The following is a 14,140-nucleotide window of genomic DNA, read 5'->3' as shown; positions in this document are numbered from 1 at the left end:
CTATCCAATGAGTTCTGAGCTTACATTTCATTCCTATTTATTAGGGTGCCGGCTTTAATTTTAAATACCAGGCATTTCCGGTTTCGGTTCCTTGTACTCTAAGATACATATATGTTGATGTAATTGCCAAAATTTCATATTCTTTCAGTACAGCACCGTATCCTATGAAAGTAGTGACTCCGGATAACAGCATACTGGTTTGAGTTGACGGTGAATTATCGGACATAGAAGGCAATGCCGGTGCTCCGCTTGAAGAAGGAATGAAAGAAAAAGCAGCGGTTCCTCCCCCATAATTGTAGCAGCCTTCATCTCCTGTTGCAGGAATTCCCGGAAGCGTTGTCAATGAACCTGTTTTTGTAAATGCACCGTCCGGAGTAGCCACTTGTAAAGAGTACGTTCCGGTACCGGCAACTTTAGCAAAAGTAAAAGTAGCTGTGTAAAAACAATTGGCAGAAGCTACCTTTTCATTAACCCCTGCAGCCCACCATTCCGGTCTGATAGAAGATACATTCCAAGGACCAACACCCAAATGACCTGCTACGCTTTTATCAACAACCCAGGTTTTTGATGCGTCGTTTGTTAAAGCAGTGACAATTGCCGGATTAACGGTAAAATCACTTCTTACTGTAACGTCTTTGGTAACATTAGTGGAAGACCCGCCTTTGCCATAAGCAACAACCGTAATCCTGTAGGTATTTACCCCAAGGGTGGTGTATTTTTTAGTTGTGGTACCATTGGGCAGGTAAACTAAATCCACCGCAGTACTGGCATCATAATCTATTTTATAGGAAAGCACATCATCACCAGTTAGCGTAATTTTCACGTTCCCCGAACCATCGCCATTAGGATGCGTTGCATCTTGCCCTACAACCTGAGTACTAACAACAATGTTTGTCGGAGCGGTTAAATCTCCTAACGAATAGGTTTCCTGCGTACAACTACTTAATGTTAGCAGTAACACAAAGAAAACTCCAAAAATGAATTTTATATTTGTTTTCATAGTTTTATTTTAATTTGTTAATCTAATGTTATCCACATAGATAACTTCTCCAGTTCCTGAATCCGAATCATTGTAGCGTAAAACAAGTTGCGTAAATTTGGCTCCTGCAGGTATTCCTGAAATCCCGCTGTAATCAAATACAATTTCTTCCCAGGCACCAGAGGTCGTAAATGGCGCTTTTAATGCAGCAACACCATTTCCCGGATTTCCGTCAACAGCCCATTCCAATTCAACATTTAATTTTTTACCAATATTGGCAGGATCAGGATTGTAAGCCAAAACTTTGATTTTTTTTCCATAAGAAAAATTAACAGGGATATTCAATGGGCTGTACGTTCCGCTCCATGAAGCTGCTCCGGCAGGCTTGGTATATTTACCCACCATTGCACTGGTATTTAAACCCGTAGCGTTTGGATTTGCCACTTTAGAAAAAGTCACATCACCAAAAGTCCCAAAAAAGTAATTTACGGCTGTATTTTCAAAATCAACCGGAAATCCAAACAATGTTTTTGTTCCCTGAGTAGTTGCAGCACCTCCACTTTGAGCTGTTACCTTCAAAACAAAAGGTCCCCCGGTTGCCGGGTAAACATGAGCGGGTAATTCCTGGCCTATAGCCATTGGTGTACCCACTTCATTCGCTACATCTCCATAGTATACTAAAAATGATTTGGCATATAAAGCGGTAGCTTTTACCCTCATCTCTCCGGATGTGGAAATAATTAAGCTTTCCGGTGCTCTGTAGACAACATCTAATGGGAATGTCTGTTCTGTTTTTGCACCAGAAACAGAGGTGGCGATAATTTTCACCGTATATTTCCCTTCCGGATAAATATGGGTTGCACTGGAACCGGGAGCAACCGTAGTTGGCGCTTCGGTACCCTGTCCATAAACGACCTGAAACGAAGTAGCACCATCAGCTGTGGGAGTGATCTTCACTTTTCCGGAATTATCAGTACTGACATCAAATATCTTATTGAGATTCGCTGACGAATCAGTACCCAAAAGAGCAGTATCATTACTAATCCCCTCAACAGTACAACTTACAGTAACAGCCAGCAGCAGTACAAAGCTGAAAATAAATTTTATCTTTTTCATAATTGTATCTTTTATTAATTATACCCAGGGTTTTGTTTCAACTTAGTACCTTGAAGTTCTCTCGTTGGTATCGGAAAAATTTCATCTTTACCGGCAACAAAACCTCTGCTTGCCAATTTAGAAGCCCCATCACCCCATCTTACCAGATCAAAAAATCTATGGCCTTCGCCGGCAAGTTCCATTCTTCTTTCATTTTTTATCGCCGTAAGTGTAACTGGGACAGGGGGCAAACCAACTCTTGCTCTTACTGCATCCAGCAATGCCTGTGCCCTTGTTCCTGAACCCAATGCTTCCGCTTCCATCAGATACGTATCTGCAAGTCTAATTACGTAAGAGTTTTGTTTGTAATTTAACTCTGCTGCTCCACCACCGGTACGAACATCCGTTTTTCTTGGAAGGAATTTATTTAAGAAATAGCCTGTATCCTGATAACCACCAATATAATCTGCCTGACCTGCCGCTTTTAAAGCTTTCAGATCAAATACAGTAGCTCCAAATCTTGGGTCTAATTTAATGGCATCGTACAAATCTTGTGTAATAACATTAAAACTCCATCCCGATGGCAAATCCGGAGCTGTAGAACCGGATGGTCTGGAGTAGCTTCTAGGACCTACCATAACATTTAGTGAATTTCCCTCATCTTTACCACTTCCCCAGAATCCCCAATCAGAATTACCGGCACTGGTGTGCGACACTTCTAAAAGTGACTCCGCATTAAATTTATTGGAAACAACCCATAAATCATTAAAGCTGGACAACAGTCTGTTACCGTATTGATTCGTTGTTCCCGGAGTCCCGTTTACCTGCGCCAAAACAGCAGCTGCTTCTGTCTTTTTACCTTCATACAAATATACTTTTCCAAGCATCGCCTGAGCGGCACCTTTTGTAAGACGTCCGGATTCTGTTGCAGCCGGAACCGTTGTTGGTAAAGCATTTATGGCTTCTGATAAATCTTTTTCAATTTGAGCGTACACGGCCTCAGGAGCTGCCTGCTCCACATCATACATGTTAGTCGCTGTTAAAGGATCCAATAGCAACGGAATGTTTTTAAATATTCGTACCAAATTGAAATAATAGATCGCACGCAATGCTTTTGACTCTGCTGCAAACCTTGTTTTCAAATTATCAGCCATAGCAACCTCAGGTAATTTTACCAGCAGCGTATTGGCTCTGAAGATCCCCTGGTAATGATCATTCCAAAAACTGCCCGGAACCGTTGTAGCGGTAAGTGTGTGCTTAGAAAAATTTTGGATTCCCGCTCCGTCACTTGCGCCACCACCACCAGCGTAGAAGTCATCTGAACCGGCATTCATCATGGCAATCATATTTTCAAAACCACCTGAATTTTTTCTGATCGCATCGTACACTCCAACTAAAGCTGCTGTAGCCTGTCCTTCATTGGCGTAATAATTATCAGAAAGAAAGGATCCTTTTGGTTTTATATCCACAAACTCTTCCGAACAGGATCCAAAAGAAACCATTGCTATTGCAATAAGAAAGTATTTAAATTGTATCGTTTTCATAATTCTTAATTTTATTAAAATTGTAAATTGGCTCCAAACATAAATGTTCTTGCTTGCGGGTAAATCCCTTTATCAATCCCGAATACACCTCCACCAATTTCAGGATCAAATCCTGTGTATTTAGTCAAAGTCAACAGGTTTTCAGCAGTAACATACAAGCGTACTTTGCTTGCACCAATTTTACTAATCGCGTCACTAGGCAGTGAATACCCTAACTGAACTAATTTTAACCTCAGATAATCTCCTTTTTCCAGATAGAAATCTGACATCTTACTAAAGTTACCATTCGAGTCATCATTGGTAAGTCTCGGATAATCATTTGAAGTTCCTTCACCAGTCCAACGGCTTAATGCTCTCGTCTGATAGTTTGCGTTACCGACATCCAGTCTGCGCAATCCCTGGAAAATTTTATTCCCGGCTGCCCCTTGCGTAAATGCCATAAAATCGAAGTTTTTATACTCCAGGTTCAAGGTTAAACCAAAGGTGTATTTTGGAATATTACTTCCCAAAAACTGTTTGTCATCATCTCCTATAGAACCATTTCCATCGGTATCAACCCAACGGAAATCCCCAGGACGGGCACTTGGCTGGATTAAACCGCCTGAAGTATTTGTATAAGCGGCTATTTCAGCCTCATTTTGAAAAATTCCTTCCGTTTTAAATCCGTAGAAGGAGTTATAGGACTGTCCAACCTGTGTTCTTGTCACTGGTCCCATCGACTGAAAAGAAGCGTCTCCTGAAATATAATTTGAATCCGAAGCTACGTAGGTAACTTTGTTTTCTAAATAAGCAACGTTTCCATTGACAGAGAAATTAACTTCCCCAAATTTCTTTCTGTACCCAAATTCAACCTCAATACCTTTATTGTCCATATCGGCTACGTTTCCTGTAGGATTTGAAGCTACCCCGACATAACCCGGTATATTGATTGGACGTAAAATTCCATTAGTCGTTTTCTTGTATAAATCTACCGTAAGGCTGATGGCATCGAAAAATCTGGATTCAAAACCGATATTGGTCTGAGATGTTTCCTCCCATTGCAAATCAGGATTATCTAGGGTAAGGTTGGCATAACCGGTAGTTATTGCTCCGGTATTTCCAAAAGAATAATTGTAACCTCCTTCCACTAAGGAAAGGTACCTGAAATTTGGAATTGCATCATTTCCTACAACTCCATATCCACCTCTGATTTTCAGGGTATTAATCACGTTATTTTCTTTCCAAAAATCTTCTTTGGTTAACACCCATCCTAAATTGAACGATGGAAATACACCAAATTTATTATTGGCTCCAAAACGACTTGAACCATCGCGACGAATAATCCCGGTAAACAAATACTTTTCCTTATAGTCATAATTCATACGTGCAAATAAAGAAGTCAATTTATGTTCTGTCATATCGAAGGTATAACTGCTTCTGTCTGATTGTGGTATATCAAAGTTGAAAGAGGCATCACGATAATCTGTAATAGGCAATCCAAACAATGTAGCTCCGGAACCACCTCCAATATTGTCCACATAAGAACCTTGTCCCAACAATACCGTTACATTATGGTTACCGAATTGATTTGCATAGGTTACAATGTTTTCAATATTCCACGCAAAACTTTTGTTATCGTTTTTGCTATAATTATTCTTAAGCACATTTGAAGTCGCACTTAAGTAAAAAACAGGCGTAAAACCCTGGCCTCCCCAGGTAGACAATTTTCCACCAAGAGTTGATCTCACTTTGATATGCTTTGTTATTGCAGCTTCTAAATAGGCATTTCCAACTAAATCATCAGAAGTGCCGTACCCTCCTAGCCTTGTTTTGGCATATGCCAAAGGATTAGTCATCTCCTGACCAACCAAGCTGGAAATTCCATAAGGATTTCCATTAGCATCGCGAATTACAGGATTTGAACTGTACGGAGCAGCATTTGCCTTAACAGGATCTGTTTCAACAATCGGGGTAGTCGGATCCAGATTAATTGCAGAGCTTAATGGCCCGCCAAATTCACTGTTCGTATTACCGATACCAATTGTTTTTTGTCTCGAAAATCCAAAGGTCTGTCCGAAAGTAAATACTTTAGACACTTTGTGAGTCGAGTTCAAACGAAAATTCTTTTTGGTATAATTAGAAATTTCAGTAGAAACAATTCCTTCCTGATCCTGAAGCCCAAAAGAAGCATAAAAATTAGAAACATCACTACCGCCGCTGATACTTAATTCATGAGAATAACGAAAAGCATTCGTATTAAAAATAGCTTTTTGCCAATCCGTGCCAACCCCTAAAGCAGCTAAATTAGAAAATATAACTGGTCCGCCCGCAGCAACTGATTTTTCATTTAATAAAGCACCGTATTGAGTAGCATTTAGTAAATGCAAGGTCTTTTCCGGTGATGAAACTCCAGCAAATCCGTTGTAGTTCACTGTAATTTTTCCGGATTTTCCTTTTTTGGTTGTAACCAAAATGACTCCCGTAGCCGCACGTGTTCCATAAATCGCTGCTGAAGCGGCATCTTTCAGCACTTCGATTGATTCAATATCAGACTGGTTAAGAAATCCAATTCCTCCAGCATCTACAACAACACCATCTACAACCCAAAGAGGATCATTCCCTCCTTCTCCAAAAGTAGTGACCCCTCTGATACGTATGGTTGATGACGCACCAGGCTGGCCGGAACTGGCAGCAATGGTAACACCGGAAACCCTGCCCTGTAAAGCCTGCTCAATACGACCATTAGGAACTTTTTCAAGATCTTTAGCCCTTACACTGGATATTGCTCCGGTAACAACACTTTTCTTTTGGGTACCATAACCTACAACTACAACTTCCTGTAAAGATTCAGTTGAAGGATTCAGTTTTACATCAATTCGATTTCTTCCGTTAATAGATTGCTGAGCGGTATCGTAACCTAAATAACTAAATACTAAAGCACCATTTGAAGTGGCCTTTATTTGATAATTTCCATCAATATCCGAAGCAGTAGCTTTGGAAGTTCCTTTAATTAAAATGGATACTCCTGGAATGGGAAGTCCGTTTTCGTCATAAACTTTTCCGCTTACATTAACATCTTGTGCTTGTGCGTAAACTGAGAATAGAATAGATAAAAAACAAAAAATAAACAATTTTGTAAATTTCATATTTCTAAAAATTTTGGTTAATTAATTAGTAATTTCTAGCAATATTATATCTATTTTTTTTATATTCACATTAAAATTATATTACAAAAACACATCAAATGCTTTTTTATTACATAACAAAAACACATCAAATTAAACATAAATAACTAATTTTAAATGATTTATATTTAAAATTATACTGTTATACAAATGTTAATTTAAAAAAAAACCACTACATTTATAAAATAAATAAAAATTTCGCTTTTTTATTCAATTTGACTAAAATCAAACACTACTTCCCAGTGTTCAACAAATAGAAATTGAAGTTTTTTTTTAATAGTAGTCAATTCATTATATTTAGAATTCAATCATGAGATTTATAAAATTCCATCTTCTAATTTTATTGGTAACCACAGCCCTCTTTGGCCAGGTAAAAAACATTGGACTTCCGGACATTCGAAATTACAAAAGATCCGACTATAAAGGAGGAACCCAAAATTGGGATATTGACCAGGACAAAAACGGCAATTTATATTTCGCTAACAACAATGGTCTTTTTCAGTTTGACGGTTCCTCATGGCGCAAATACAACATCCCAAACTCCACAGCCGTACGCTGCGTAAAAATTGATCATTCGGGAAAAATTTTTGTGGGAGGTTACAGTGAATTCGGCTATTTCAAATCGAATTCAAAAGGGAAACTGGTTTATTTTTCATTATCTAAAATTATAAACAAGACTACTCTGAAACTGATGGATTTTATCTGGAAAATACACATCCATAATGACGAAGTTATTTTTCAATCCTTTGAAAGAGTATATATCTTTAAGCACAAAAAAATTAAAATCATTGAAGCGCCCAAGCGATTCCAGTTCTCCTTCCAGGTAAAAAGCCACCTCTATCTCCAGGACATTTCAATGGGAATATTGGAATACAAAAACGAAAAACTATACCAGCTAAAAAACACTGCCATTTTAAACAATACAGAAATCTGGGGTATATTTCCGTTGCCTGAGAACAAGCTGCTGGTGGCTACCTTAAATAAAGGGCTTTATATATATGACCATGAAAAAATGATTCCCTGGGACACCGAAGCGAATGCTTTCATTAAAAAGAACAGTTCCCTGGGAGGCATTACTATAAAGGATCCCTTTATAGTTCTTAATTCTGTTTTAGATGGCGTCATTATCTGCGATTTAAACGGAAAAATTATTCAGCATATAGATCGCGCAAAAGGGCTACAGAATAACACTGTACTAACCTCTTTTGCAGACAGTAAAAAAAATCTCTGGCTGGGTCTTGATAATGGGATTACCTTTATAAATGAAAACTCTCCTTTTACTTATTTTGGATTCAGCTACAATATCAGTACAGTGTATGGCACCGCATTACACAAAGGAAATCTTTACGTAGCTACAAATCAGGGTGTCTTTTATCACTCCTGGAATAATTCAATTAAAGAAGATACGTTTAAACTCGTAGAAGGAACCACCGGACAGGCATGGAACATACAGGTGATTGACGACCAGTTATTTTGCTCTCATAACACTGGCGGTCTTTTGATCTCAGGAGGAAAAACCATAAAAATATTGGACAATACTGGGTATTGGAAGTTTCAGCAACTCCCCAATCAGCCCAACTATTTAATTGGTTCCAATTACAATGGATTTTCGGTCTTTGAAAAAACGGCCAATGGCTGGCAATTTAAAAATAAAATTGAAGGTTTTTCTAAATCATCCGGAGCATTTGAATTGGAGCAAAAAGATGTTTGGATAAAAAAAGACAATTTAGTCTATCGAATGACATTAAGTGGTGATCTGAAGAAGTTTGAGTCAATCAAAACATATCAAAATTTGTCTAAAACTGTAAAAGCGATTGAAAACATACAACAACTGGACAATAAGATTTACTTTCAGACAAGCAATCACTTTTATAGGTATTCCTACGAACAGAATCTTTTTTTTGAAGATAAAAAAATGAGCGATTTATTTTCCAAAGTTCCAAAAATAAACACTTTAACTCAAGACAAGTATGGAAATATCTGGTACATTTTTGGCGAATCATTAGGGGTCCTGATGAAAACAACCACGGGTGCTTATAAAAATATTGTAGCCCCTTTTTCAAAACTTACCGGAAATATCGTGTATAATAATCTGTCTATAAACACAATTGGCCCTAACGATACTTTCATTGGTTTAACAGATGGATTAGCGCATTATAATCCCAATCTGTTAAACAATTACGAAGCAAAACCAAAGGCGTATATAAGAGGTTTTTCATTTCCCGGAGATACTATTATTTTAGGCAACGGGCAAAAAGCACTGGACAATTACAAAATTCCGTACGCTTCCAATCATGTGAAATTTACTTTTTCATCCCCTTCGTATGAAAATCTTGAAAATCTTGAATTTTCATATCAATTGAAAGGTTTTGATAATCAATGGAGCAATTGGTCTGCAAATGCCATTAAAGAATACACCAATCTGAGAGAAGGTGACTACACCATGCTGCTAAAAGCCAGAACTAATTATGGCAAACAATCAGAGCAAACCACATTGAATTTCAGTATTTCACCTCCCTGGTACAGGCATTTTTTGGCTTATTTATTTTATATTTTACTTATTGCTGCCACTGTATTTTTTATCCGAAAACGAATAAAAACGAAAATACGAAAAAACAGGTACTACGAAACTATTGAACAAAGAAGGCTCTATTTAGAAAAAGAATCAAAAATCAGACAAGAGCAATATGAGCTTGAAAAAGAGATTGAAAAATTAAAAAATGACAAGCTTCAAATTAAAATTCTGGCAAAAGATAAAGAATTGGTTAACAACTCCTTACAGGTAGTAAAGAAAAATAAAATCCTGAACGGAATCATTTATAAACTAAAAGACATCAATGTGGAATCCTTTGATGAAGATGCCAAGTTCCAATTTACAAAACTGAACAGAAGTATTACAAAAGAAGTAAACGCGGACAAAAGCTGGAAAGATCTGGAGAAACACATCAAGAATGTTCACTTCGATTTTCTAAAAAGGCTAAAAGAAAAGTATCCGACAATTTCTCCTAGAGAATTAGATTTATCCACTTATCTACTGATGAATATGTCTACCAAAGAGATTGCCGAAATAATGAATATTTCAAGTGGAGGCGTTGAATTGGCCCGCTATCGACTACGGAAAAAATTAGGTCTTAACAAAAAGGAAAATCTAATTGGTTTCCTGATGCAGATCTAAAAAAAACGCCACAATAGCGTGGCGTTTCTAAACAATTGATTCCATACAAAATCATATCAATTTCAAAGCTCCTGTTGCTACTGGAATGTCTTTATACAAAGTCCTTTTATATTATTATTTCATTGAAGGGATACCGCCCTGATTGTTTTGATCCCCTTCCTTAAGGTCATCATTGGTAACACCCTTCTTTTTGGCTCCGGTGAAATTCATTGAACCAAAATTATAGCTGAATGTAATTCCAAAGGAACGGATTGGAAATTTAAAGGTACTACTTTGACTGAATCCCTGTCCGCTTGAATTTTGCTTAAATTCCAAATCCTTTTTAAATGGTGATACCATGTTAATACCCAATGATGCAGTCTTGTTCCAGAATTGTTTTTTAACTCCAAATACCATCAAATTAAAAGCGGGACTGGTGCCTTGCAGTGTTTTCTTAGAAGAATTTTGGATTACAAAAGCTTCAGCCGCAATATTGTTTTTAAACTGAAGGGTACCACTCACGAAAGCAGAATATTGTATGGATGTGCCATTTGTAGACTGTTCCAGGTTGTATACCCCCGTTGGGTCTGGTTTGTAGGTAAAGGCATTAAAGTTTCCACGTAGCGTTAGTATCTTAAACGGGTTTACCGAACCGAAAAAACTCATCCCAAAAGATTTATTGCTTCCAATGTTTTGATAATTGGTGATCGTTCCTGTCTCCTCTGATAAAGGTATTGCAATACCTTCAATTAGGTCTGATGTATATTTATAATACGCTGAAATATTCAGGCTGCGCTTTTGTGAAAATGTGGAATACCCAAACTCTACGGTTTGTGATACTTCGGGATCAAGGTTAGGATTTCCCTGTGTCTGTGCCTGAATATTTGATTTATTGACAAATGGGTTCAGATAGGTAAAACTTGGTCTTGAAATACGTTTACTATAAGTCAGCTTTAAAGATGATGATGCCGATAATGCTTTCTGCAGTGTAAAGCTTGGAATAAATGTCCCATAGTCAATTTTAAATGGGCTTAAATTTGTTTGCAGTGCATTGGTTGGATCTCCCTTGATAGCCGTATTTTCAAACCGTGCACCCGTCATGACAGTAAAACCTTTGGGTAACGTTACAGTTCCTACGACATAACCGGCGGCAACATTCTGATCGTAATGGTATAAATTAGAACTAATCGGATCGAAAACAAATGCATTTTGTGCATCGGGAACATAATTTTTAAAATCGCTCGAAATCTTTCTGATGATTGTTTTACCTCCGGCTTCCAGTTTAAATTTTTCAGTTACCGGCAGCGTATAATCCAATTGGAGTGTGTATTCATTATTTACTCCGTCATTATTTGCTTTTTGATTGGTATAAAAATCAGAATATATATTTTGATAATCGGTCTCCACTATACTGTGGCTCCATTGAGACGAAAAGGTAAGTTCGTGCCCTGCCTTTGCAAATTTGTGAGCATAGTTACCGTTCCAGTCAAATCCTCCAAAAGAATTTTTCGCGCTGCTTTGTCCAGTATAAATACTGTTGTTCGAGGAATCCATATAATCAGTAAACTGATTATCACTGATGCCTTTTCGCTCAAATCCACCATCGTTATATCGGAAGGTTGTACTAAGACTGTTGGAAGCATTAAAATCATATCCTGCCGTTACCGATGCCACGACACCACTACGTTTTACTTCATTGGTCCCTTTTGTTGTTTGCAGACTGTTTGCGTTATTATTGTCCAAAATCTGATTGGATTCAGAAGCTGATTTTTGTGGCCAGCCATTGTTGAATCCGATATTTGCCGATAAACTGAAACGGTTTTTATTATAATTAACGTTTGCATTAAAATTATTTTGTCTCGTACCAATCCCCCCGCTTACCGAGCCGCTTACTCCTGAAACATTTTTCTGCTTAGTGATGATGTTTATTATTCCGGCAGATCCTTCTGCGTCATATTTTGCTGAAGGTGAGGTAACCACTTCGATATTTTTAATCTGGTCAGCAGGTATTGTTTTCAATACATCCGAAAGGTTAGCCGAAGTGGCACCCGACGGTTTTCCGTTGATAAGCACACGGACATTTCCATCTCCACGAATGGATACTTTACCATCAATATCCACATTTACCATAGGAACTTTCTGCAACACATCGGTAGCATTGCCACCGCCTGCCGTCAGGTCTTTTTCTACGTTGTAAACAATTTTATCAATCTTATTGGTCACTTGTTGTGTTTTTCCCACCACCACAACTTCTTTCAAAGAATTTGTTTCGGGACTCAAAACCACTTTTCCAATCTCAATATCCATCTTTGCATCAGTCGTAGTTATTGATTTTATAGTCTTGTCATTGTAGCCAATAAATGAAATGGTAACGGTATATGTCCCGGCTTGAATTTCATTCAATTTAAAATTTCCGGTAGCATCGGTCAAAACTCCTGTCAGGGGTTTAGTGGCGTTGGTTTTGTAAAGGCTTACTGATGCGTAATCTACTGGTGCCTTGGTTATCGAATCGATGACCGTCCCAGAAATTTTTCCCTTTAAACTATTCATTCCGGTAAAAGTTTGGGCTTTTGCAGATAAAACAGCAAAAAGCAACACGGCAATAAGGGCAATTTTTTTCATTTTAAGATATTTTAAGTTCTGAATTCATTAGAATTGTTTTAATCAATTCGTTTGGATTCAGATACAAAGCAACATCTTAACAGGAACATATACCAACACATTCGACAGGAAGGCGGAGAACGTCGACGGAATGTTGTTACCAAGAATTATCTTCGTTAATCCAGTCGCTTTATCTGGCTGCCCACACTCAAAAAATGGAACTCAACCCACAAGTCTTATTTTTAATAAAACTGGAGTATTTAAAACTAAATTTTTAGGGCACTATTATCAGACAATCAGCAACATAAAAAGACCCTTGCTAAATGATTTCTATATTAATTTTAGAGTATGATAATTTAAGGATTTTAAAGGGGAAGCAAAGTTTATTCGCAGACTGAGGTTGTACTGCATGACGAGGTTATTAATTTTAAAGCAGGGCATTTTCTGCTAAACGAAAATACGGTAATTCCACTTAAGCCCAATCTTACCCAACGGCATTAGTTGTAATTTTAGATAAAAATATTTTAATTTATTTCTTGAGATGTTTTTTGATTTCATCCAAATTTGTTTTAGCAAGATTTGCTTTTGCTGAAGATTATCTTGCATTCATGCAAGCGTCCAAAAGCCATCTGTAATGGGAGAAACAAGTTGGAATATGTGTTCTAACAAGTTGTTTTGTACCTTCGTGTTTGGAAATTCTTTTACTTTTTAATATTAAATTATAATAAGTATTAAAATGAGGATATGTTGTACCATTTTCTGTTAAAGGAATATTTCATGTTGTACATAATGCAATGCAGAATAGAAAGAAGTTGTTACATCCAATCCGTGAATTTGCGATCCGCAATCAGAAAATCACATACATCTTCATTATGTTTTGCGTGAGCCTTACTCATCTTACTTTGAAGACTTATGTTTTAGGTTAAAACCATCTGCTTTAATACAACTATCGTCAACTTCTCCATCAGTATCATAGATACTAACATTAAGTTTGTAAAATTCAGAGCCAACATTGTCCTCTAAATTCGTTAGATAATCATAAACAGAATAAATTTTATCGCTTAAAAATTCCTTTTCCGGTAATATTAATAAAATAGAAAAATCATCCCATGAGTTTATTTTTAAATAAGCATCAATTGGATTGAATTTTTGTTTTTTTAGGTATTTTAATATTTCATTTGTATAAGAACTAGAATTATTGATGTTCGTTTTTAGTTTATCAACAATCAATTTTTCTGTTTGTTCTAATGTTCATTTTTACCAGTAAGATAAGCATCAATAACATGGTCTGACGTATATAAGCGTTCACTTGGAGAAGTAAATTCCCAATTTGCAGGTGCTAATATTTTTTCAACAATTGCCATGATTATTTTTTACAAAAGTACGTTAATTAGTCAAATATACAATAGATAGTTAAATCTACAATAAAATTTAACTTTCTAACAGTATTTAGATCTTTCAATTTAGTTATAGAAACAATTATTGCCAGTGGATGGTACTTTTATAAGTGCTGAAATTCAAAAAAAAACATCGCCCTCAAATAAATCATGATTATTCCCATCATCATTTTTTCGGCCAGGAAAAACGATGTGTCATTAATAAA

General features: G+C 36.9%; 7 protein-coding genes. 1 reads left to right on the top strand and 6 read right to left on the bottom strand.

Annotated features, from left to right (window positions below; translation table 11 throughout):
- Positions 1-40: 40 nt before the first annotated feature.
- Genes ACNQGH_RS02930 through ACNQGH_RS02915 form a run of 4 tightly spaced genes read right to left on the bottom strand, consistent with a single transcriptional unit; the run spans position 41 to position 6,743 of the window.
- On the bottom strand, positions 41-1,000 hold the full coding sequence (locus tag ACNQGH_RS02930) for a hypothetical protein (RefSeq protein ID WP_417954489.1): 960 nt from the start codon (positions 998-1,000) through the stop codon (positions 41-43).
- Positions 1,001-1,009: 9 nt separating this feature from the next.
- Entirely contained in the window at positions 1,010-2,095 is a 1,086-nt protein-coding gene (locus ACNQGH_RS02925) for a hypothetical protein (protein ID WP_417954488.1), read from the bottom strand.
- Positions 2,096-2,109: 14 nt separating this feature from the next.
- Positions 2,110-3,618, bottom strand: coding sequence for a RagB/SusD family nutrient uptake outer membrane protein (locus ACNQGH_RS02920; RefSeq protein WP_417954487.1), 1,509 nt, complete (start codon positions 3,616-3,618; stop codon positions 2,110-2,112).
- 14 nt (positions 3,619-3,632) lie between these two features.
- Positions 3,633-6,743 carry a SusC/RagA family TonB-linked outer membrane protein gene (locus tag ACNQGH_RS02915; RefSeq protein ID WP_417954486.1) on the bottom strand — a complete coding sequence of 1,037 codons (3,111 nt, stop codon included), beginning with the start codon at positions 6,741-6,743 and terminating at the stop codon, positions 3,633-3,635.
- A 349-nt stretch (positions 6,744-7,092) separates the two neighbouring features.
- Here ACNQGH_RS02915 and ACNQGH_RS02910 point away from each other — a divergent pair, with 349 nt between their 5' ends.
- The gene (locus ACNQGH_RS02910; protein ID WP_417954485.1) at positions 7,093-9,957 is read left to right on the top strand and encodes a triple tyrosine motif-containing protein; all 2,865 of its coding nucleotides are present in this window, start codon (positions 7,093-7,095) and stop codon (positions 9,955-9,957) included.
- Positions 9,958-10,071: 114 nt separating this feature from the next.
- Here the strand turns inward: ACNQGH_RS02910 and ACNQGH_RS02905 are convergent, their stop codons facing one another.
- Positions 10,072-12,558: a TonB-dependent receptor gene (locus tag ACNQGH_RS02905; RefSeq protein ID WP_417954484.1), complete on the bottom strand. Its 2,487-nt coding sequence runs from the start codon at positions 12,556-12,558 to the stop codon at positions 10,072-10,074.
- An 876-nt stretch (positions 12,559-13,434) separates the two neighbouring features.
- Positions 13,435-13,767 (bottom strand): hypothetical protein, encoded by a 333-nt coding sequence (locus ACNQGH_RS02900; RefSeq protein ID WP_417954483.1) that lies wholly within the window; start codon positions 13,765-13,767, stop codon positions 13,435-13,437.
- Positions 13,768-14,140: the final 373 nt, after the last annotated feature.

This window comes from Flavobacterium kochi (assembly GCF_048286715.1).
Taxonomy (GTDB): domain Bacteria; phylum Bacteroidota; class Bacteroidia; order Flavobacteriales; family Flavobacteriaceae; genus Flavobacterium.
Note: the sequence above shows the minus strand (reverse complement) of the source record. Positions and strands in the feature narration are given on the sequence as shown.

What these genes read in the sequence shown, in the direction of transcription:
- ACNQGH_RS02930 (WP_417954489.1), bottom strand. Translation starts at nt 1,000, where the DNA reads ATGAAAACAAATATAAAATTCATTTTTGGAGTTTTCTTTGTGTTACTG.
- ACNQGH_RS02925 (WP_417954488.1), bottom strand. Translation starts at nt 2,095, where the DNA reads ATGAAAAAGATAAAATTTATTTTCAGCTTTGTACTGCTGCTGGCTGTT.
- ACNQGH_RS02920 (WP_417954487.1), bottom strand. Translation starts at nt 3,618, where the DNA reads ATGAAAACGATACAATTTAAATACTTTCTTATTGCAATAGCAATGGTT.
- ACNQGH_RS02915 (WP_417954486.1), bottom strand. Translation starts at nt 6,743, where the DNA reads ATGAAATTTACAAAATTGTTTATTTTTTGTTTTTTATCTATTCTATTC.
- ACNQGH_RS02910 (WP_417954485.1), top strand. Translation starts at nt 7,093, where the DNA reads ATGAGATTTATAAAATTCCATCTTCTAATTTTATTGGTAACCACAGCC.
- ACNQGH_RS02905 (WP_417954484.1), bottom strand. Translation starts at nt 12,558, where the DNA reads ATGAAAAAAATTGCCCTTATTGCCGTGTTGCTTTTTGCTGTTTTATCT.